Origin of the sequence: Halobacteriovorax sp. BALOs_7 (genome assembly GCF_003612895.1) — a bacterium.
Lineage (GTDB): Bacteria > Bdellovibrionota > Bacteriovoracia > Bacteriovoracales > Bacteriovoracaceae > Halobacteriovorax_A > Halobacteriovorax_A vibrionivorans.
On the sequence record NZ_CP027772.1, the window covers coordinates 1,546,020 to 1,566,079 of the forward strand.

Annotated in this window: 17 protein-coding genes; 8 read left to right on the top strand and 9 right to left on the bottom strand. The window is 35.1% G+C overall.

Annotated elements, in window-relative coordinates:
- Positions 1-180 precede the first annotated feature (180 nt).
- Both BALOs_RS07515 and BALOs_RS07520 read left to right on the top strand, forming a co-directional pair.
- Positions 181-1,554, top strand: coding sequence for a DUF4105 domain-containing protein (locus tag BALOs_RS07515; protein WP_120404774.1), 1,374 nt, complete (start codon positions 181-183; stop codon positions 1,552-1,554).
- Between the two features lie 14 nt (positions 1,555-1,568).
- Positions 1,569-1,889 carry a hypothetical protein gene (locus tag BALOs_RS07520; RefSeq protein WP_115362532.1) on the top strand — a complete coding sequence of 107 codons (321 nt, stop codon included), beginning with the start codon at positions 1,569-1,571 and terminating at the stop codon, positions 1,887-1,889.
- Positions 1,890-1,910: 21 nt separating this feature from the next.
- Here the strand turns inward: BALOs_RS07520 and BALOs_RS07525 are convergent, their stop codons facing one another.
- The 5 genes from BALOs_RS07525 to BALOs_RS07545 form a co-directional block, all read right to left on the bottom strand.
- Entirely contained in the window at positions 1,911-2,582 is a 672-nt protein-coding gene (locus BALOs_RS07525) for a thiopurine S-methyltransferase (protein WP_120404775.1), read from the bottom strand.
- A gap of 106 nt (positions 2,583-2,688) precedes the next feature.
- Positions 2,689-5,058, bottom strand: a complete 2,370-nt coding sequence (locus BALOs_RS07530; protein ID WP_115362536.1) for a ribonucleoside-diphosphate reductase subunit alpha — start codon at positions 5,056-5,058, stop codon at positions 2,689-2,691.
- A 3-nt stretch (positions 5,059-5,061) separates the two neighbouring features.
- On the bottom strand, positions 5,062-6,033 hold the full coding sequence (locus BALOs_RS07535) for a ribonucleotide-diphosphate reductase subunit beta (protein WP_233500267.1): 972 nt from the start codon (positions 6,031-6,033) through the stop codon (positions 5,062-5,064).
- Between the two features lie 479 nt (positions 6,034-6,512).
- A complete protein-coding gene (locus BALOs_RS07540) occupies positions 6,513-7,469 on the bottom strand; it encodes a tyrosine-type recombinase/integrase (RefSeq protein WP_115362540.1) in 957 nt (318 codons plus the stop codon).
- Between the two features lie 87 nt (positions 7,470-7,556).
- On the bottom strand, positions 7,557-8,423 hold the full coding sequence (locus tag BALOs_RS07545) for a fatty acid desaturase (protein WP_115362542.1): 867 nt from the start codon (positions 8,421-8,423) through the stop codon (positions 7,557-7,559).
- Between the two features lie 161 nt (positions 8,424-8,584).
- Between BALOs_RS07545 and BALOs_RS07550 the strand changes: the two genes are divergently transcribed.
- The 3 genes from BALOs_RS07550 (at position 8,585) to BALOs_RS07560 (ending at position 11,717) form a co-directional block, all read left to right on the top strand.
- Entirely contained in the window at positions 8,585-10,129 is a 1,545-nt protein-coding gene (locus BALOs_RS07550) for an FMN-binding glutamate synthase family protein (RefSeq protein ID WP_120404776.1), read from the top strand.
- Positions 10,129-11,103, top strand: a complete 975-nt coding sequence (locus tag BALOs_RS07555) for a helix-turn-helix domain-containing protein (protein WP_120404777.1) — start codon at positions 10,129-10,131, stop codon at positions 11,101-11,103. The genes BALOs_RS07550 and BALOs_RS07555 overlap by 1 nt, the downstream gene beginning before the upstream one ends.
- Before the next feature lie 137 nt (positions 11,104-11,240).
- On the top strand, positions 11,241-11,717 hold the full coding sequence (locus BALOs_RS07560; RefSeq protein ID WP_120404778.1) for a hypothetical protein: 477 nt from the start codon (positions 11,241-11,243) through the stop codon (positions 11,715-11,717).
- Between the two features lie 236 nt (positions 11,718-11,953).
- Here BALOs_RS07560 and BALOs_RS07565 read toward each other — a convergent pair whose 3' ends face one another.
- Positions 11,954-12,517, bottom strand: a complete 564-nt coding sequence (locus BALOs_RS07565) for an HNH endonuclease (protein ID WP_115362550.1) — start codon at positions 12,515-12,517, stop codon at positions 11,954-11,956.
- A gap of 507 nt (positions 12,518-13,024) precedes the next feature.
- On the opposite strand from BALOs_RS07565, the gene BALOs_RS07570 reads away from it, so the two are divergent.
- Together BALOs_RS07570 and BALOs_RS07575 are read left to right on the top strand one after the other, a co-directional pair.
- Positions 13,025-15,031 carry a hypothetical protein gene (locus BALOs_RS07570; protein ID WP_162929603.1) on the top strand — a complete coding sequence of 669 codons (2,007 nt, stop codon included), beginning with the start codon at positions 13,025-13,027 and terminating at the stop codon, positions 15,029-15,031.
- A 3-nt stretch (positions 15,032-15,034) separates the two neighbouring features.
- Positions 15,035-15,802 (top strand): hypothetical protein, encoded by a 768-nt coding sequence (locus BALOs_RS07575; RefSeq protein ID WP_120404780.1) that lies wholly within the window; start codon positions 15,035-15,037, stop codon positions 15,800-15,802.
- On the opposite strand, the gene BALOs_RS07580 is transcribed toward BALOs_RS07575, so the two are convergent.
- On the bottom strand, positions 15,789-16,730 hold the full coding sequence (locus BALOs_RS07580) for a nitronate monooxygenase family protein (protein ID WP_120404781.1): 942 nt from the start codon (positions 16,728-16,730) through the stop codon (positions 15,789-15,791). The two genes, BALOs_RS07575 and BALOs_RS07580, sit on opposite strands and share 14 nt — an antisense overlap.
- On the bottom strand, positions 16,730-17,485 hold the full coding sequence (gene mnmD, locus BALOs_RS07585; RefSeq protein WP_120404782.1) for a tRNA (5-methylaminomethyl-2-thiouridine)(34)-methyltransferase MnmD: 756 nt from the start codon (positions 17,483-17,485) through the stop codon (positions 16,730-16,732). The genes BALOs_RS07580 and mnmD overlap by 1 nt, the downstream gene beginning before the upstream one ends.
- A 76-nt stretch (positions 17,486-17,561) precedes the next feature.
- Between mnmD and BALOs_RS07590 the strand changes: the two genes are divergently transcribed.
- Complete coding sequence (locus BALOs_RS07590; protein WP_120404783.1) at positions 17,562-18,257, top strand: hypothetical protein; 696 nt, start codon at positions 17,562-17,564, stop codon at positions 18,255-18,257.
- An 11-nt stretch (positions 18,258-18,268) separates the two neighbouring features.
- On the opposite strand, the gene BALOs_RS07595 is transcribed toward BALOs_RS07590, so the two are convergent.
- Positions 18,269-20,029, bottom strand: coding sequence for an acyl-CoA dehydrogenase family protein (locus BALOs_RS07595; protein ID WP_115362558.1), 1,761 nt, complete (start codon positions 20,027-20,029; stop codon positions 18,269-18,271).
- Between the last annotated feature and the right edge of the window lie 31 nt (positions 20,030-20,060).

A 20,060-nucleotide genomic window follows, 5' to 3' on the forward strand; every position in this document is an offset into this window, starting at 1 on the left:
TCTTTCAAAAAAACCTTAAATAAATTTCTCTTCTTGTATAAAGAGTAAAATCTTATTTATCTTTTTATCTTCCTATTTACAGATACTTATAACGTCTTATCTTATGTCTACTAAATGAACACCCTATATCATTATTTCTCTTTCAAACAATTCTTTTCGTTTTCATTATAAAACTAATCCATGCAATTTATTACCTCTGTGCGAATATTTATCTGTCTTCTTTTAGTGTCACAGGTCACTATAGGGGCCGATATTGCTTTTAAGCACTTAGATCGCAATGAGAGAGATCAGTTCTTAGCACTTACCAATTGGAAGAGATATGCTCGTATGATGCGTGTAAATGGTGATCTAAGAAGAAAGGTTTACTATCGCTCTTTAAGAGAAAATAATAAGTATGAAAGTCCTAAAGAAGAGTTCAATTCTTTTGTCAGTGAATTTTATCAAAATAGTAATTTCAAATGCAACAACTTAGCTGCCTATGAATTCATTGTTGATATTACGGGTGAGAGAACATTTGAATCACAGGTTTGCGATAATCATTTCTCTACTTTCATATCAGTTGCTACTGGTTATAAAGAAATTAGTTTTTATAAAAATAGAGTTTTAAAAATCTCATATCTGATGGCCTCTAATGGTGAAAGTGCCATGAGTCGCTTTGGCCATAGTATGTTCTATGTACGTGCTTGTAAGAAAAATATTGATAATTGCCCACTCAAATATCAGACGGAGTTCATCCTTGGTGTTGTTGCTGATGTTGATGATTTAGCACCGGGACTACTTAAGGGAATTTTTGGTGGATATGCAACTAAAATTGACTTCATGACATTGGCACAAGTTAAGCAAAAATATAATTACGACGAGTTTAGAGATCTTGACCAATATGACTTAAAGATTACACAAAGAGAAGTTGATCGCTTTATCTCTCACGCTTTAAGACTTTATGAAAAAAAGGATATGGGAGACTATAAGTTCTTCTCAGCTAATTGCGCTACAGAGTCATATAAGATCTTAAGGGCAACACTTGATTTAAATAAGCTTCGCAGTAGACCTTTGACGCCAAAAGGACTGTTAAAAGACTTGAAAGAAGATGATCTCGTTAATGATGAGATGACAAGACAATTTAAAGAAAAGTCTAAGAAGGTGAATGGTTACTTGGCCCACCTTGGCCTTAAAACATTTGAAGATTATTATAACCTTCCTGTGGAGCAACGTTATCAGATAGCCGCAAATATCTCAAAAGAAGATATGCGTTTTACCAAAGCATCTTACATATTCCTTGAGAAAATGGCCTTAATAAGATTGCAAGAAAACCTAGCGACACTGGCGCTTAAGTCTGGTGATAAAGGACTTAGAGTAAAATTTGAGGAATTAGCAAATCGTTATAAGGACTGGGCAAGAGAAAATAAGAAAAGAGCAAGGCTTGGCCTTTCTCCTATAAAGAGTGATGTCATAGGTGAGATGAATCAATTCTACCTTACGCACTATAAAGAAGAAGTAACTAATATCGCTGTTATGGCCAATAATATACTTAAAGCTAGGAAAAGTTTTAAATAATTAAGGAGAGTATTATGAAAAAATTATTACTACTTACAATTGCACTATTAAGCTTAAACACACAGGCAAATGATATTTCTGAAAGAGAGCTTTCAACTGTCATTACAATTGCACCATTTTATATTACTACAGAGGCTACTGTAGACGCGCTTACTCAAAATGAGTACGAAGAAGCAGGTCAAATTGCAGCTGATGGTGTTGTTACTGATCAGGAAAGAGATGAAATGTCTGTTGAACTTCTAGTTCGCCTTGATGAATGTTTAGAAACATTTGGAAATGACTTCGGTTATGATGAACTAGATTGTTTGAAAGAAATTGCTCGTTACGATGACTAGTATTTAATCTGGGCCAATTATTTAATTGGTCCAGATTAGTCTTTTGATTTTCTTTATTCCTGCTTCTTGGAAACGATCCATTGCTTTTATACTTAATTCTCTATCAAGATTTATATCTGGATAAATCTCTGTCGTTTCAGATTTTTTAATCGCAAATGGAGGTCCGAAGTCTTGTGGCCCATTATGATCCATCGTTAGTAGGAGTATTTTTGTTTCATTATTAATTAATCGTTTTATTGTTGGGTAGTACTTCTCTTTTCTCATAGAAGGTGGAAGTGCAATATTTGAAGCTCTGTCATAGAGATAGTCAATATTCCCTAGATTCTCTAATGCAAAGAAGTCCTTATTATAAATAGTGATACTTCCCTTATCTAATTGGCAGCTGTATATTCCATCTTCTTGAGTCATATTAGGAATTTCATTTTCACGAAAAAAGTCCTCTACCGGCTCTTTAACGACTTCAACACCAATTACATTCGCTCCTTTATTTGCAAGGTAGAGCATATCTAAACTCTTACCACAAAGGGGAACTAGAATATTTTTTCCACTTATATCTTTATCGTTGAAGTAGTTTTCCATTGCTGGATTAAATTCTGATTGATGAAATCCTGTGAAGCCTTTATCCCAGCCTTCTTGCCAAAAGCCAGTATTGTCTTCTCTTTGATTCTTTGTGATGTCTTTTTGATCAGGCATAGTACGTACCTCAAATTAAAAGAGGGGCCAAATCCCTTGGCCCCCCGTATTCTAGCAGTTTAATTTAGTGACAAACCAAATTAAATTAGAAATTTAAATATGCAATCTAGCTTCCGCACATCTCGCAGTCTTCTGGGTTCTCAATTGAACAAACCATTGCTGCTGCTTCTTGCTCTAATTGCTCAGGAGTCTTCTTTGTTTCGTTCTTAACAGTGAACTGAACAGCGTTAACTGCAGCACGTGAACGAAGGTAGTACATACCTGTCTTAAGACCTTTTTTCCAAGCATAGAAGTGCATTGAAGAAAGCTTACCGAAGTTAGGGTTTTCCATGTGGATATTTAGTGATTGACCTTGGTCAATATATGGACCACGCCCCGCAGACATGTCGATAACTGCTTTTTGCTTAACTTCCCATACTGTTTTGTAGAGCTCTTTTGTTGCTTCTGGAATTCTTTCAATTGATTGAATTGAACCATTGTTAGCAATGATCTCATTTCTCATTGTATCATCCCAAAGTCCAAGATCGATTAGATCACGAACAAGGTACTTGTTAACAACTGCAAATTCACCAGAAAGAACACGTCTTACATAGATATTTGAAGTAATTGGCTCAAAACACTCGTTATTTCCTAAGATTTGAGAAGTTGAAGCAGTTGGCATTGGAGCTACTAGTAGTGAGTTTCTTACTCCGTGCTCTTTTACTTCTTTCTTCAGTGCATCCCAGTCCCAACGGCCAGAGTGTGCTGAGTGTCCCCACATATCAAATTGGAATTGTCCTTGTGACATTGGAGAACCTTCATATGTTGAGTAAGGCCCATCAATTTTTGCTGTATCTTTTGAAGCTGTAACAGCTGCAAAGTAGATTGTTTCAAAAATATCGTTATTAAGCTTAAGTGCTTCTTCAGACTCAAAAGGAAGTCTCATCATAAAGAAAGTATCTTGGAGACCTTGTACACCTAGACCAATTGGACGGTGTCTCATATTTGAGTTCTTAGCTTCTTCAACAGGGTAGTAGTTTACATCAATTACTCTGTTAAGATTCTTTGTCATACGATAAACAACTTTATATAGGTGGTCGTGATCGTAAGTTGCTTTGCCTTGGTCGTCGATCTTTACAAATTTGTTAAGAGCAACTGAAGCAAGGTTACAAACAGCTACTTCATCTGGAGCTGTGTACTCAAGGATTTCTGTACAAAGGTTAGAAGACTTGATTGTTCCAAGGTTCTTCTGATTTGATTTCTCGTTAGCTGCATCTTTGTATAGCATATAAGGAGAACCAGTTTCAGTTTGAGACTCAAGAACAGCAAACCATAGGTCTTGTGCTCTGATTGTTTTCTTGGCCTTACCTGCTTTTTCGTATTTAGTGTATAGCGCTTCAAACTCAGCACCATAGCAGTCAGCTAGACCTGGACACTCGTGTGGGCAAAATAGTGACCACTGTCCATCTTCTTCAACTCTTTTCATGAATAAGTCAGGAGTCCAAAGTGCGTAGAAAAGGTCACGCGCTCTTTGCTCATCTTTACCAGTATTCTTTTTCATTTCTAGGAATTCAAAGATATCTGCGTGCCATGGCTCAAGATAGATTGCAAATGAACCTTTACGCTTTCCACCACCTTGATCAACGTAGCGAGCTGTATCATTAAAAACTTTTAGCATTGGAACGATTCCGTTCGACGTACCATTAGTTCCTTTGATGAATGAACCTTTTGCGCGAATATTGTGAATTGATAGACCGATACCACCAGCTGACTGAGAAATAAGTGCAGTTTGCTTAAGAGTATCGTAGATACCATCAATCGAATCATCTTTCATCGTAAGTAGGAAACAAGAAGACATTTGTGGCTTATTTGTTCCCGAGTTAAATAGAGTAGGAGTTGCGTGTGTAAAGAACTTCTGACTCATTAGGTTGTATGTTTCAATAGCAGCTTCCATGTCATTCATGTGCATACCAACAGAAACTCTAAGAAGCATTTGACCTGGTCTTTCAACAATCTTCCCATCCATTTTTAGAAGGTAAGATCTTTCAAGCGTTTTAAAACCAAAGTAGTCGTAATTGAAGTCACGCTTATCAACTAGAGTTTTATCTAGAAGTTCAGCATTCTCCATTACTGTTTCATATAATTCTTTTGAAACTAGTGGTGCGTGCTCACCAGTTGCTTTATTTACATAGTGATACATTTCCTTAACATTCTCAGAGAAACAACCTTTTGTTTCTTTGTGAAGGTTTGAAACTGCAACACGTCCTGCAAGGATATTGTAATCAGGGTGCTTAGTCGCTAGATAAGCTGCAGTTTCAGCTGCAAGATTATCAAGCTCAGAAGTTGTAATACCGTCGTAGATCCCTTCAATTACTTTTTGCGTAATCATTGTTGGATCAACGTTATCTTCTAAACCAAAAGCAAGTGTATTGATTCTATCTGTAATTTTATCAAATTTAATTGGCTCTCTTTCGCCACTTCTTGTTTGTACGTACATTTCTTAAAACTCCGCGTCTAAAGTGAAAGTGTTATCAGACTTTTCTGATAAGATACCCGGTCTTTGGTATTCAGATACTCTCTTTTCAAAGAAGTTTGTTTTCCCTTCTAGAGAGATTAGCTCCATCCAATCAAATGGATTATCTGATCCGTAATGACTTTCTAGACCAAATTGTTGCATCCAGAAGTCTGCTACAAATTCAATATATTGCTTCATAAGGTCTTGGTTCATACCGATTAGAGAAACAGGAATTGCTTCAGAGATAAACTCTTTTTCAATTTCTACTGCTTCAGTAATGATCGATTTAATTGTCTCTTTTGAACACTGCTCATCTTTGTCTAGTAAAGAGTGTAGAAGAACAGCGAATTCACAGTGAAGACCTTCATCGCGAGAAATAAACTCATTAGAAGTACATAGACCTGGCATAAGTCCTCTTTTCTTTAACCAGAAAATTGAACAGAATGATCCAGAGAAGAAGATTCCTTCAATCGCTGCAAAAGCGACAAGTCTTTCTGCGAATGTATTCTTTGCACGTAGCCACTTCATGGCCCAGTCTGCTTTTTTCTTAACTGGCTCAAAGTGATCAACGGCGTGGAAAAGACGATCTTTTTCTTTAGCGTCTTTAACATACGTATCAATTAGTAGTGAGTAAGTTTCTGAGTGAATGTTTTCCATTGCGATTTGGAAACCGTAGAAACATCTCGCTTCTGGGTTTTGTACGTCGTTGTAAAAACGAACCGCAAGGTTTTCATTAACGATACCATCACTTGCTGCAAAGAATGCAAGCACGTGAGTAATAAAGTGCCTCTCATTGTCATTTAACTTTTCCCAGTCCGCAAGGTCCTGTTCTAAGTCAATTTCTTCAGCAGTCCAAAATACTGCCATGTGTCTCTTGTACATTTCCCAAATTGAATTGTACTCAATTGGAAAAAGAACAAATCTGTCATCGTTTTCTGCTAGAATTGGTGAAGTCACAAGTTCCTCCTTAACTTTGTAAAAAACACGGACAGTAATGCTGATGTGCGAGGCATTAAAATCTTGTGTGTGCGTCTTACATGTAACTTAAAAATTAGTAAAAAATATCAAATCTTTTAAAATTAATTTAATAAGATCGTGCTGTATGTTCTATTCTAGTTTAGGCCGATGGAGTACTTCTTATCAATATACAATGGGCCAAGATTTTGACATATGCTTTTTGCGCCTCTAATTTTTATTCTTGATCACTATTGTAGAGCTTTTAATACCCATTAAATATGGGCTTGACGAGATTTTGCAAGTTCTTTTTACAGAAAAAAAATCGTGTCTAAAAAAGTCTGTCATCTAATTTTTAGAGGTGAGGGGGCGTGTTAACGCTATGTGCTTATACTATATCTTGTGGCCGTAGGATTTTTGACACTACTACATCTTGTGAAAATATACGAACATTGGAGTGCGTTGTAATTAAAATTACAAATTTAATCCCAATTAAGTTTTAAAGTCGGTGCTTCTTTGATCTTATTTCTTCTCTTATCGTATTCACCAGTTGTTTTCACAGAAGCGTGTCCAACTTCAATTGCTATTGTGTAAATATCGACACCAATTTCTAGAAGTTCTCCAATGAATGTTGCTCTTGCTGAGTGGGGAGTAATCTTTACACCAATCCCTGCTTGTTTTGCATAGCGATCAAGAAGCTCATTAATAGTACTTGGATGAAGTGGTTTATTAAGAAATTCTGGATTACTTGGATTTCGTGTTGGTTGAAAGAGCCAGTCGTTATCTCCCGTTTCTCTCTCACACTCATTCATCCAATCAATATACTCTTCGATGGCCTTTATTGCTAAAGGGTTTAAGACCTTCTTTCCAAGCTTTCCACCCTTTGCGCGGTATTGAAGGACCTTATTGTCTCCTTGAGTTTGATAGTCTTTAAACTTGAGATTTAAGACCTCGCTCTTTCTAAGTCCTGTTGTAAAGAAAGTGACAAATAGAGCAACATGAAGATATTTGGAATTCTTATTTTGACCCATAAGAGCAAAGAGTTCTAATACCTGATCTTTTGTAAGGGCATTAGTAGGGGACTTTACTTCACTACGTGGTCTTCTGACACTTGAAACTGGATTTGCTTTAATTGAATTTTTTTCAACGAGGTATTTAAAAAAAACACTTAGACTTGCTAGCTTTCGATTGATCGTCTTAGGAGTTGAAGGATTCTGATTATGGCCGCCAAATTCTGATAAGTAATTTCGATATTTAATGACATGGATTCTTTCAATACTTTCAAAGTTTTCAATTTTGAAATAATCACTTATCCAGCATAGGAATTGATTAATATCGTTTAAATATGATTTTCTTGTATGTGATGAAGTGAAGTTTTCAAAAAACTCTTCATCAAGATCAAAGTTGTGGCCAGGATCGACCTGCTTAAGACTGAACATATTTCTATGTTAAGTTGTTTTATATTGGGTAAGAAGAGGGAAAAATATACGCGCTATGATCTTCATAATCATAACGCGTATCAGGTATTACTGCGCTTGAAGGCGCGATTTGATAAGTTCTGCTTTTGTGCGTTTTAAGTTCCAAGTTAGCCCAAGGAAGTTTAGGCCACGAATTAACCATTTTGTTGGATCAAAGTGATACCATTTAATACCGTTGCGATAATCAGCTTGAAAAGTGTGGTGGAAATTATGATATCCTTCACCATATGTGAAAAGCGCCATAATCCAACTATCACGTGCCGTTTGCTTCTTATCATATGGCCTAGTTCCTACAACATGGCATAGTGAATTAATAAAGAATGTGCAGTGGTGAACAAAGACGATTCTTGCAACACCAGCAACAAATAGTCCTCCAAGCCAAGAGCCTGCAATTAGATGACCAAGAAAGGCCGGTAAGAGAAAGCTAAAGATAATAACAAATGCCAAGTAGAACTTATGTTGAAACATAACCATTGGGTCTTTTAATAAGTCTTTTGAGAATTTGTATTCATCAGCATCTTCTAAGAGAAGAATCCAGCCCATATGAGCGTAGAAAAAGCCTTCATTGATATTATATGGATCATGGTCTGTATCTACCTTTCCATGATGAACTCGGTGATCATTACACCACTTTAAGGCCGAGTTTTGTACAGCAGCTGCACCAAAAATCAATAAGAGAAGCCTAACTGGCCAACTTGCTTGATAAGATCTGTGGGCAAAGAGTCTATGATAGCCTGCTGTAATACCTAGTCCTGTTGCAATATAAAAGGCCAAAGAAAGGGCCATTATTCTCCAATCAAAACCGTCAACTTTAAGCCATGCAATAGTTCCTGCAATAGCTACAATAGGCGTCAATAGGAGAAAGATTGTATTTGTTTTGTTTAAGTTCTTAAATGAATAAGTTTTCGTGCACATTGGCGTTATCCTTGATTTGCGTGTGGTACTTCTTCTTAATTTATTTTAACAAGAGGCAAACAGATTCATTGTAAAACTAATGTAAATGTTGACGATAAGTTAGCTATAATATGTAAATATAAAATAAAAACTATTTCTTATAGTAAATGTAGAGGTCAAAAATGGCTTACTTAGGTCGCGGTATTAGCCCTAGAAAATTATTTTGGTGGTTCTTTTTTGTTACAAATATAGCAACTGTTTTTGCGGGAGAGTTCTTTAATGACTTCTTCTATTATCAATACTTAGTATTAGTTCCAATATACCTTTTAGGTTTTTATGATCTATTTCAAAGTGAACATACACTAAAAAGTAACTATCCTGTTGTTGGAAGGTTTCGTTATGTAATGGAAGATCTAAGACCTAAGATCTATCAATACTTTATTGAATCAGATGAAGATGGAACGCCGATTCCAAGAACAATTCGTAATGTTATTTATCAAAGGGCCAAGCTTGCTCTAAGTACTAAACCATTTGGAACTCAGAAGAATGTTTATCAAACTGGTTATGAGTGGATAAATCATTCAATGTATCCTAAAGAATTTAGTGAAGTTCAAAAAGACCTACGTGTTGAAGTAGGAAGTAAGCACTGTACTAAGCCTTATAGTTTATCAATTTTTAATATTTCGGCCATGAGCTTTGGGTCTTTGAGTTCACGTGCTGTTGAAGCATTAAATCGTGGTGCTAAGCTTAATAACTTTGCCCATAATACTGGTGAAGGTGGAATTAGTGATTACCATCAAAGTGGTGGCGGTGATTTAATATGGCAAATTGGGACTGGTTATTTTGGTGCCAGAAACGAAGACGGCCATTTTAGTGAAGAAAATTATAAAAATAAGGCAACCTTGGAACAAGTTAAAATGATTGAATTAAAACTCTCTCAAGGTGCCAAGCCAGGCCATGGTGGGATTTTGCCAGCAAAGAAGAATACTGCTGAAATTGCAAAGATTCGTGGTGTAAAAGTTGGAACAGAAGTTGACTCTCCACCTTCCCATAAAGAGTTTAGCAACGCAAAAGAGATGGTTGAGTTCATTGAGCGCTTAAGAAAGTTGAGTGGAGGAAAGCCCGTTGGAATAAAAATGTGTTTTGGAAAACGAAGTGAGTTCGTTGATATGGTAAAGACATTTAAAGAACTTGATAATTATCCGGACTATATTGCAATTGATGGCGCTGAAGGTGGAACTGGTGCAGCACCACTTGAGTTTTCAGATTCTATTGGAACACCTCTAGTGGAAGGACTAACTAATTCTTATAATATCTTAAAGGAGTATGGCCTAAAAGACGAAATTAAAATAATAGCAGCGGGTAAATTATTTACTGGCTTTGATATTGTCAAGGCCATCGCTTTAGGTGCCGATGCCTGTTATGGGGCACGTTCAATGATGCTTGCAATTGGTTGTATACAGGCATTAACTTGTAATTCAAATAAATGTCCTGTTGGTATTACTACTCAAAATCCAGATCTAGTAAAAGGAATTAATGTTGAACAAAAGGCCAAGCGTGTCGCTAACTTTCATCATGCAACACTAGAGGCCGTAAGAGAAATTGTTGCAGCAGCTGGCTATGATTGTGTTACAGGTCTAAAACGAAAAGATATCTTTAAGCGTGACAGTAATCATGGAGTTCACTCTTACGAGGATATCTACCCCACATACAAGGTTGAAGTCTAATGGGTTTAGCTAAAGAACTTGATTATGATTTGCTTGCCCAGCAATTAATCCGCTCTATTCGTGCAGATAAAAGTCAGGAATGGGTTAATCAAAGGCTTGGATCTACTTCAAATATCGTTCATCGATGGGAGAAGGGACATGCAAAGGCTTCATGGGAGGACTTTTTAAAATTCTGTGACGTTTTTAGAATTGATATGAAGTTTATCTTCGTTTCATATTTACGCTTTCAGGGTGAAGTTCATGAGGTTAAAGAATTACTTTCTTTTCTCTTTAGTAATAAGAGTTTAAATGACGTGTCTAAGTCTTGTGGGTTAGCAACATCAAAGCTTCGTCGATTAAAAAATGGAGAAACAAACCTTAGCTTAAATAATTTTCTACAAATAATTTTTGGTTTTGATGACATGGAGTCAATGGCCTTGGTCTATGACTTGGCCGCTAATAATTCAATACCTCTTTTAGATGAAAGCAATAATAAGCGTATTGAGATTACAAAACATTATTTTAGTAATCCAAATATAGGCTTAGTTCTTATATGTCTTGATCTTAATGCTTATAAGAAGCTTTCTTTTCATCAAGATAGTTTTATTTCAAAAGCATCAGGCATTCCTCTTAAAGAAGTAAACGAGATACTTAGTCTTTGTGAGGCCAATGAATTAATTGAGATGAAAAATGGCCTCTATCAATCAGGAAGCATTCGTGTAAGTGATCGCGGTTCTAGGGATCAGATGCTTAATACTCGTAAATTTTGGCTAGAGAAGGCCATTTCAAATATGAGTGATAAAACTGAATTAGACGCCTATGGCTCCATGGTTTTCATAGCAAGTCAAAGTGCTCGAAAAGATATTATTGGCCTTTACTTACGCTTTTTTGAAGACTTTAAAAAGATTGTCATGGAAGATAAGGATGAAGACCTTATTCCTCTTATTCTAAATTTTAACCTTATAAACCCTGGTGATGACGATATAAATGACTGATATTTCATAGAAGTGTCTGATTTTGTAAATAATATTCCAAAATCACAGATAGTTTCTTATCTGTCATACCCAAGGGTTCTATCCAATTTGTTTATCCTCACATATTTTGATTTAAAACAAATATAAGGGGATACGATATGAAAAAAATAATCTTTGCACTATTTTTGATGATGCTTACATCTTTTACTTTTGCAGAATCAGTTGCTCGATTTCAACTTAATTTCACTCTTCAAAGCATGATGACAGGAGAGTATATCGCCGATATAAATTGTGAAGTAAGACAGGTTCTTCAATGGGAGTCTGCAGTTAATGTTTTTAAATGTGAAAACACAAAGAGTTCTGAAGTCTTTCTTATTAAAGGTGTAAATGGCGTGATTGGTTATAGTTACCAAAAAAATGTTGCTTACTCTAAGTATTACTTAAGTGGAGCTAATGGTTTAGTTTCAACTTTGCTCAAAAAAATGGGAAAAGAATATAAGGTTCTTGGTGCAGGCATGCTTGAGTTCTATTACTACGATAGAGCGCCAAAGCTTGGGACGCAAGAGACAATTATTAACACTGACAATGACGATGCTTTAATTCTTAATATAAGTGATGTTTATTATCTTGATTAAAATAGTGATAGGGAGCTTTGCTCCCTTTTTTATCTGAGATTTTCAAACAAATTAAATAAAATATCATAGAGTGAAATTCCATTTAATTTTTTAATGCTCTTTATCGAGTAGAGTTCGACGGGAATGATCAATTGTCTTTTGTTTAAAATTCTCATAGGGATTGTTCTTCTCATTAATTTATCTTCCTCCTGTTAGATTAAGTAGGAGGACCTTGAATGGCCCTCCTTTGATTTAGGTTATGCGGCAAGTTCAAACTTCATTTTTTCTTTTGTGATTCTAGTTAGTTTTTCAAAGTCATACGTATAGCGTTCTCTTAAAAGCTTATTCTCTTTAATTGTGTTTACTAGTGCCATTAAGTGATGACTTTTTCTGTAGTCAGTCTCTTCTTTGTTAGACTTTTCTTTATTACAAGTTGGGCAAAGCACTTGTAAGTTGTCGATCATAAACTCTAAGTGAGGATGAATCGACTTTGGTTTAATGTGGTCGATATGCATATTTTCGTGTTCAATACCGCACTTTAAGCATTTCTTTCCTTGGATGCGAAATACCTGTTTGCGTAGGTACTTCCAATTTTTTTCATTCCCAAACGCAACTTGGGACTTTCTAGTGTGAATAAACTTCGCAATTTCAATTTGCGTACGAAAATCAGCTTTTTCCATCTCAGGTATTGCGATTTTTGGCCTGATAACGAAAACAAATAGCGATAACATCAACGAGAGAGAGCCTATGTACCATACTAGTGTCATGGCCAGTTCACGATAGAAGTTAAATGATAATCCATTCATCGCGATTGCATTCATTGCGTTTACCTCCGTCAAAATGTCTTTTTACTCTGTGTGTTTTTTTGTGTGTATGTGTGTTGTGTGCCTATTAGGACTTCTTCGACCTCCTCACATAGGTAAGTTGCAAAGGATGTGCCAAAAAAGATAACAATTTTAGATGGTTATCATCTAAAAATTATGATTTATGGAGATAAAAAGTAACTGTTCATTTTAGTCAGGATCAGAGCGGCGCCACAAATCTAAAGAAAGTATTCAATTTCAAGAACTAACTATTTAAAAACATTATTCATAATTTAATCAATTCCATTTGTTTAATTGTGTGACTTTAGTATCCGATAAACATATGAACCAAATTACGAGGGAATTATGATTCTAGCCGGTTTACTGAAATGTAAATTTATCTTTCTGTTGTTAATCTTATTCAATTTTAAAGTTTTCTCTGATCAAAGAGATATCTACTGTGAGACTCCCTATGGATTCGAAACAAGACAGTTCTTAACTTGTAATAATAAAAAAGTTTTCGAAATGATTAAAAATTCTCGTAATAAAGAGTCGTTAAATCAAATTGAATCGGAACTTTTAAAAAATAAGGAAGAGTTTGATAATTTACCTAAACACAAGAAGGTTTATAATAATTATCGTAAGAAATTTAAGATTGGAACTGATCGATATTTTCTAAGAAAATATATGAACTTAGTTAATGATAGATCTATTTACAGTTTCAATGACGTTAATTATTACTCTTCGGCTTTCGCATATGTCATTACTGCTATTAAACATAATAACAAATTAGCATTAATGAAAATTCTTAAGCATTATAACTCACGTCCTTTATATTATTTGGCATCTCGTTATGCTTTTTTCTTTAACAGTGACAACGAGTTGTTAAAAATGATTGGTAAAGAGTATGTGCTAGAAGCTTGCTTATATGATGATTACTTATTGGGTGTTCTTCCTGATATGAAATTATCTGATGATGAAAAGCGTAAATATCTTAAGAAGTTAGCCGGTCTTATTCAATTTGATCACGGCCTAGATGAAAACGATATTAATTTTACTTTTAATAAGTCTATACGTGGCCTCTTTAAAAGAGTGAAACGATTAATCGAAGTTGGTTTTCCAGTGCAAGAAAGCATGAGCGCTTTAACTTCGTATTATTCTCTACCGGTTCAGTTAGGTAAGGATGATATAAAATATTTGTACGAGAATGATTACTCAGTAACTAAAAAAGAACTCGATGGTTTAAATAATGAATTTATTCCTCTCTTGTACTTTGCAAAGTTCGGAACTGAAAAATTTTTGAAGAACTATCTGTTTGATTTAGTTCCTTTTCTTTTAAATGAAGAAAATAGCGAAATTAAAAATGACGTCATAAAAGCACTTGTTAGAAATAAGAAAATTAAAAATTTTAATGCCTTCAGGGAGCTTCTTGCTAGTAGCTTTATAGATGGTATCTCAATTATGGATTATGCTTGGAAAAATAGATTATATAGTGTCTATTTTAGTTATAATATAAATAAAATACCTGATCCCAAATTAAAACAAATCCAAGTAGAAGGTGAAAATATAAAGTACTATATAGAATCAATAATTCAAAGTGCACTTAAACTTTCCTATGAGTCTTCTCGGTTAAACCAGCAGATGGATATGTATGCGAATGAAAAAAAAAGAATGTTAAGATCATATGTTGCCTATAATGAAATTAAAGAACTTAAAGATTTATACATGTCGCTTTATAAGAAAGAATATAAAGTTCGTTCTTCTCTAAAACGTCAACTTGAGATGATTGTTGATCGTGCTGACTCTTATGCAGAGATAACAATAGACACTTATCAAAAGACGCTAGGCTATTTAGAAAACAATAAGGTAAACAACAAGGATGATATATGGTTTACTCGTACAAAAGTCAAAGAGTTTGATATTGTTTCCAATGATTTTCATAAGTGGCAAGAAGTAAGTCATATAAAAGATATTAAGAATGGTTTCAATTTAATTTGTCTGGATAAAAGAATGAAGCCAATTGATGTTTTCTTAGTTGAAATAGAGGGAAGAATATATCCAGGTCAAGTAACTAGAAATGATAAATTGATTTATTTTTCATTAGTAAATGATTTGAAAATGTTACATTGTAGATATTTATATAACATGGTAGAGAAAGATCTTCTAAGTAAGGTTTATCAAATTACTGATAATGAAGTTAATTATTCTACTAGAATAAAGAGAGATTATTCATCTATTATATTTAAAAAAATGAATATAGAAGTTAAGTTAATGAGAAAGAAAGACTCAATTATTTTAACTCTAATACCTAATAAGCAAGAAAAATATTCATATTCAGTTATTACAAAGTGCAAGACGTCCTCCCTTGATCGCGATCATTTAAACTGCACAGGTCTGCCACGAATTTATTTGGCAGGTGATTTAAATAACGATAAGACTCAAGATCTTCTTATCACTGATAAGAACAGTTCTATCTTACTTATGTCACAAAAAAATAATCATTTTGAAACAAGATACTTAATGGCGAGATAGTATATGATTAAGGATATTATTAAATATTTATTTCTAAGTTTTATTGTTATTTGCCTTCTACTATTTGGCCTTTTCTTGTTTAACCCATTAACCGGAGGGCTTGGTGCTTATGCAATAATCACAAAGCTAAGAAGTGCCCCTTCAATTTTTCTGATTGAAGATAAAAGTAAAACCTTACGAGGCGTGGATAGTGATAATAATGGAATCCGTGACGATGTTTACAGGTATGCATCCGCAAATATATATAATTTTAAATTAAATAAGACATTACTTGAGAAATACCTTAGAAGTTTTGAGCGTACACTTGAATTAGAAAAAGTTTCAAAATATGAGGCGAGGGATATCGTTTATGAATATTTTTTAGTTGAAAGCTGTGTTGAGCAGTATATACAGTATAAAGATAGCTATTTTTCGAGCAAACTAATGTCTCTCTATTTTAATACTCCAGAGAGGAAGCGATACAAAGAAAAAGTATTTTATCGTCTTGATGAACTTTTCTCTATAGATAGACCAAGAATATATGATTATATTGAATACGGACGACATTGTCGCGATGTAACTGATATCGATTTATTCTCTATTCAATTTCATTTATACAGAGAGAAGTATGGTAATGATTCTTCGCGTGCAAGTAGATTAGATTTTACTAATTATAGTATGCTGATTAACAAAGGTATAAAAGCATTTGATGTACCTATTATTAAAGCATTTTACTCAGAGTTAGATCGACGTTACTCTGAAGGTGAGTTCAATGATTTTAAAGGTTGGTAAATATATGGCCGAATTCTTTCATGAGCTCACTCACGCTTGGTAGATCCTTTATTGCACCTGAGGCTTGGCCTACTTCTAATTCACCTTCGTCTGTATCACCATCAAGCATACCAAGTTTTGCGCGTCCTTTACCAAGGTGTTCAATGAGTTTTTCAACTGGTGCGCATTCAAGTTCTAATTTAAGAGATTCGGTTGCAAATTTATTTTTTAGAAGCCTTACTGGTACATGGGGTTTCATTTGAAGACGAGTATCTCCTGGGCCTGCTGCAATGATTTTATCTTTGTAATTTTGATGGGCACTACTTTCTTTGGTCATAAGAAAACGTGTGCCAAGTTGTACGCCACTTGCTCCAAGACAGAGGGCGGCCTTTATTGTTCTCTTATCAAAAATACCACCAGCTGCAATAACTGGGATTTTAACTGTGTCACATACTTGTGGAATTAGACACATGGTTGTGATTTCATCACGCCCATTGTGACCTCCGGCCTCAAATCCTTCTGCAACAATGGCATCAACGCCAGCGTCTTCACATTTTTTGGCAAGTAGTGGGCTTGAGGTAACGTGAACGACAGTGCATCCTTGGTCTTTTAGAAATTTTGTATATTTCTTTGGAGAGCCAGCTGAAGTAAAAAAGATTTTTATCCCCGCATCAAGACATACTTGGATTTGTTCTTCGGCCAAACGATAGAGTAGTGGAACGTTTACACCGATATGCTTGCCATCTTCTAATAGGTCATGTGCTTTCTTTAAATGCTCTTTTAAAAGCTCTGGCTTCATTGAGCCTGCTCCAATTAGACCTAGCCCTCCGGCATTGCTTACAGCGGCCGCTAATTTTGATCCAGAAACCCAAACCATTCCACCTTGAATAATAGGATAGTCGATATTAAATAATTCACAGATATCTTTTCCACAGTCTTTAAAATTCATTAAATATCCTTATCACTAAAAGCAGGGGTCTTTGACCTTATTAATTCTTTTTCTAATTTTTCATCTCGATAAGACTCAAGAGTATAGGCCCTTGTGGCATTTCTCTTATTTCCAAAGCCTTTCATATTCGTGACGATAAAGCCTGCCTCTAACATCGCCTTACGTATTTTAACTGAGGCCGAATATGTTGTCATAACAGAATCTTTATTACATAAACTACGCAGATTCCTGAACCATTCTTTTGTCCACAAAGTGGGATTTTTAGTAGGCGAGAAAGCATCCTGAAAAATACAATCTATCTTAATATCTTCTAAGTCTAGATTCTTTATAGTTTCTCTAGCATCACCAAGTAGGATCTTTACTTGAAAATACTCACTTAGATTAAAGCTTATGAATTCTTTATTCTTTTCTAGATTGCTTATATGCTTACCAATTGAAGCTTGAGAAATTACCCAATTGGCCAATTCGGGATCAATTTCCGTTGTAATAAATTTAATCTTATTAGCTATATCTTTAGTGCTTTCAAAAGTTGCTAGTATTCCAAGGCCTACTCCAAGTCCTATCTCTAAGATCGTTATATTAGAAGCTTGGGCCCTCTCTAGCACACTACAGCCTTCAACGTAATTATAGAGTGTTTCTTCTAGAGCACCTGCTGTTGAGTGGCAATTTTCATCAAAATGGCCACTGTGTAATGTTATATAACCATCATCTGTTGTAACTGCTTGATATTCGCTAAATTTTGTTTTGAATTTCATAGGTAAAACTTAACATTTCAGTGATTCAAGGTCTATTCCCATTAAGTTTTCTTAATTTTCGACGATAAGATATCTGATGAAAAGTATCGGCTTTAAGCTTCCAACATTCATTATTTCTCTCATTTTACTCTTAAGCTCATGTGGAGAATATGGTGGCGGAGTTGCGTCTTTGGCCAATCGAAATGTCGGTGATAATGTTGAGGTGCAATCATCTCTAGATGAACTTGGTACTAGCAATATTCGCTCAATTTGTTCACGTCTTAGGGCCATGAGAATGGATCTCCAAACGATTACTGATATTGAAAGTGTAGTCTTCAATGTTAAGTTTGGCTCTTGTATGAGTGGTGATAGTGTTCGTGATGTTGTTGCTGAATTAAATGCAAATTATAATGGAACAGCAACTCTTTCTGTAAAGACTAACCAATTTGATGTTCCAGGTACTCTTTTAGAATCACAAGTTCAAACAGATTTAAATGGTGTGGTGGCAGATTTTTGTAGCGCCTTTGCAAGTAATAGTGATGTTAATGCTGTTTATCAAAACTATGCAAGTCAGGGAATTGTATATTCCTTCCCAAACACAAATACTTTCATTAGAAGTGTTGTCATTGATAATTCTCAAAATAAAGTATTAGTTGAGAAGCAAACTTATATTATCGAAGAAAATTCTATTGCTGATAAGAATGTTTTAGTTGAAAGAATCGAATACCAGTCTCAATGTGCTAATAAGAATGCAAAGGTCGATATCCAAAAACTAAATGAATACCGACCTTAGAATATTTCTTCTTATCTAATTTCCCAATCTTTATAAATTCCAGTAAGTCTAGGTGTAACAAGTGTATGATAGCGCTTAAATAGGTCATAGCGCTCCTTATCCATTGAAGAATGGTTTGCTAACACTCTTAATGTTTCAAGATATGAAAGTCCCTGACAAATTGTTTCAGCATGAAGCATGAGTTTGTCGACATTATCTTCATTCATCCATGCTTTAGGATTAGTTAAGTCTGATAGCTTTTCTGGTTTAAGGCATTTCATAATTAACTTAATAAGATTCTTCTTAAAAGTATATTGACTACCTGAAAGCTCTCTTTGGCCTAGGTTATCACTTGCTACCCATGCAAATGCAGGGTGCTTGATAAAGAGATTTGAAAAGTATTTTTGCGGATTTTTTGCAACATACTTAATCATATCCTTAAGGGCCATAAGGGCCTGAATTTGACTTGTTCCTTCATAAAGTAGAGGCCCAAATGAGTCTCTGTGATAACGGCTTACTGGATACTCTTCCATGAAGCCATAACCTCCTAGAACTTGAATGGCCTTAGTAGAAAGCTGTGTATAAGCTTCACATGCATAGTATTTCACAAGTGGAGTTCTCTTTCTTGTCCAAATTGAAGCATTCTTAAAGATGGCCTCTTCTTCTTTTGTTAGTTCTCCAACTTCATTCTTTTTAAGATCAAGTTTTTGGAAGATATCATATGAAGAAATTGTATCAACTAAAAGAGCCCTAAGAGCATCTCTTTCTGTTTCAAAATCTTCTAAATTTCTTTTCATAAGTGGTAATTCAGATATTGGTTTATCAAATTGAACGCGCTCTTGAGCATAGTTCTTTGCATAACCGATACATCCTTCAATTCCACCTAAGGCCTGCATTCCTACAGCAATACGCGCCTCATTCATAAGGTGAAGCATATATCTGAAACCTTTTCCTTCTTCTCCAATAAGACGTGCAACAGAGTTTTCATATACGATTTCGCATGTGAAAGATCCGTGCATTCCCATCTTGTGTTCGTTCTTAGCAACCGTATAATTAAGGCCTTCTACAGTTGGATCATCTTGTTCACAGATAAACATTGAAATACCCTCAAGTCCTTCTGGTGCACCTTTAATACGTGCTAGAACAAAACCAATTCCACCACCACCATTAGTGATGAATATTTTTGAACCATTTAATTTATATGTGCCATCACCAACTGGTGTTGCGCTTGTTTTAATCATTCCAAGATCAGATCCACAACCTGGCTCTGTCAAGTTCATTGATCCCGATAATTCACCTGCAACAATCTTAGGTATAAGTCTTTCGGCCGTTTCATGATCACAGAAGCGGTGAACCATATCTGCGATAGAAGTAAAGAATGCAAGTTGCGTACATTGTGAATTACATGCACGTGATAATTGCTCTAAGAGAATCATTAGGGCAACAGCTGGTAGTCCCATACCACCAAATTCTGTCGGAACACATAGGCCAAAAGCACCAAGTTCAGTTGCTTCTCGATAGAACTCACTTAGTTCTTTTCCTGGAATAGTGCGACCATCCTTAACAACACCAGCGCCATTGACGTCAATGGCCTCTGCGCGATTGTAAACAGCATCAGCTGCCCAGCTTCCAGTTTGTGTCATAAGTTCTTCAATAAAACTTATCACTTCTTCTTGATTGTTAAATCCATCTGCAGTTGGGAACTCTTTATAATAAAGAGGGATTATGGCCTTCCAGTCCACTGCGTTCTTTAACATCCATTGCCATTCTTTTTCATCGCTAAAATAATTCATTAAAGATTGATCCTTTTATAATTTAACTATT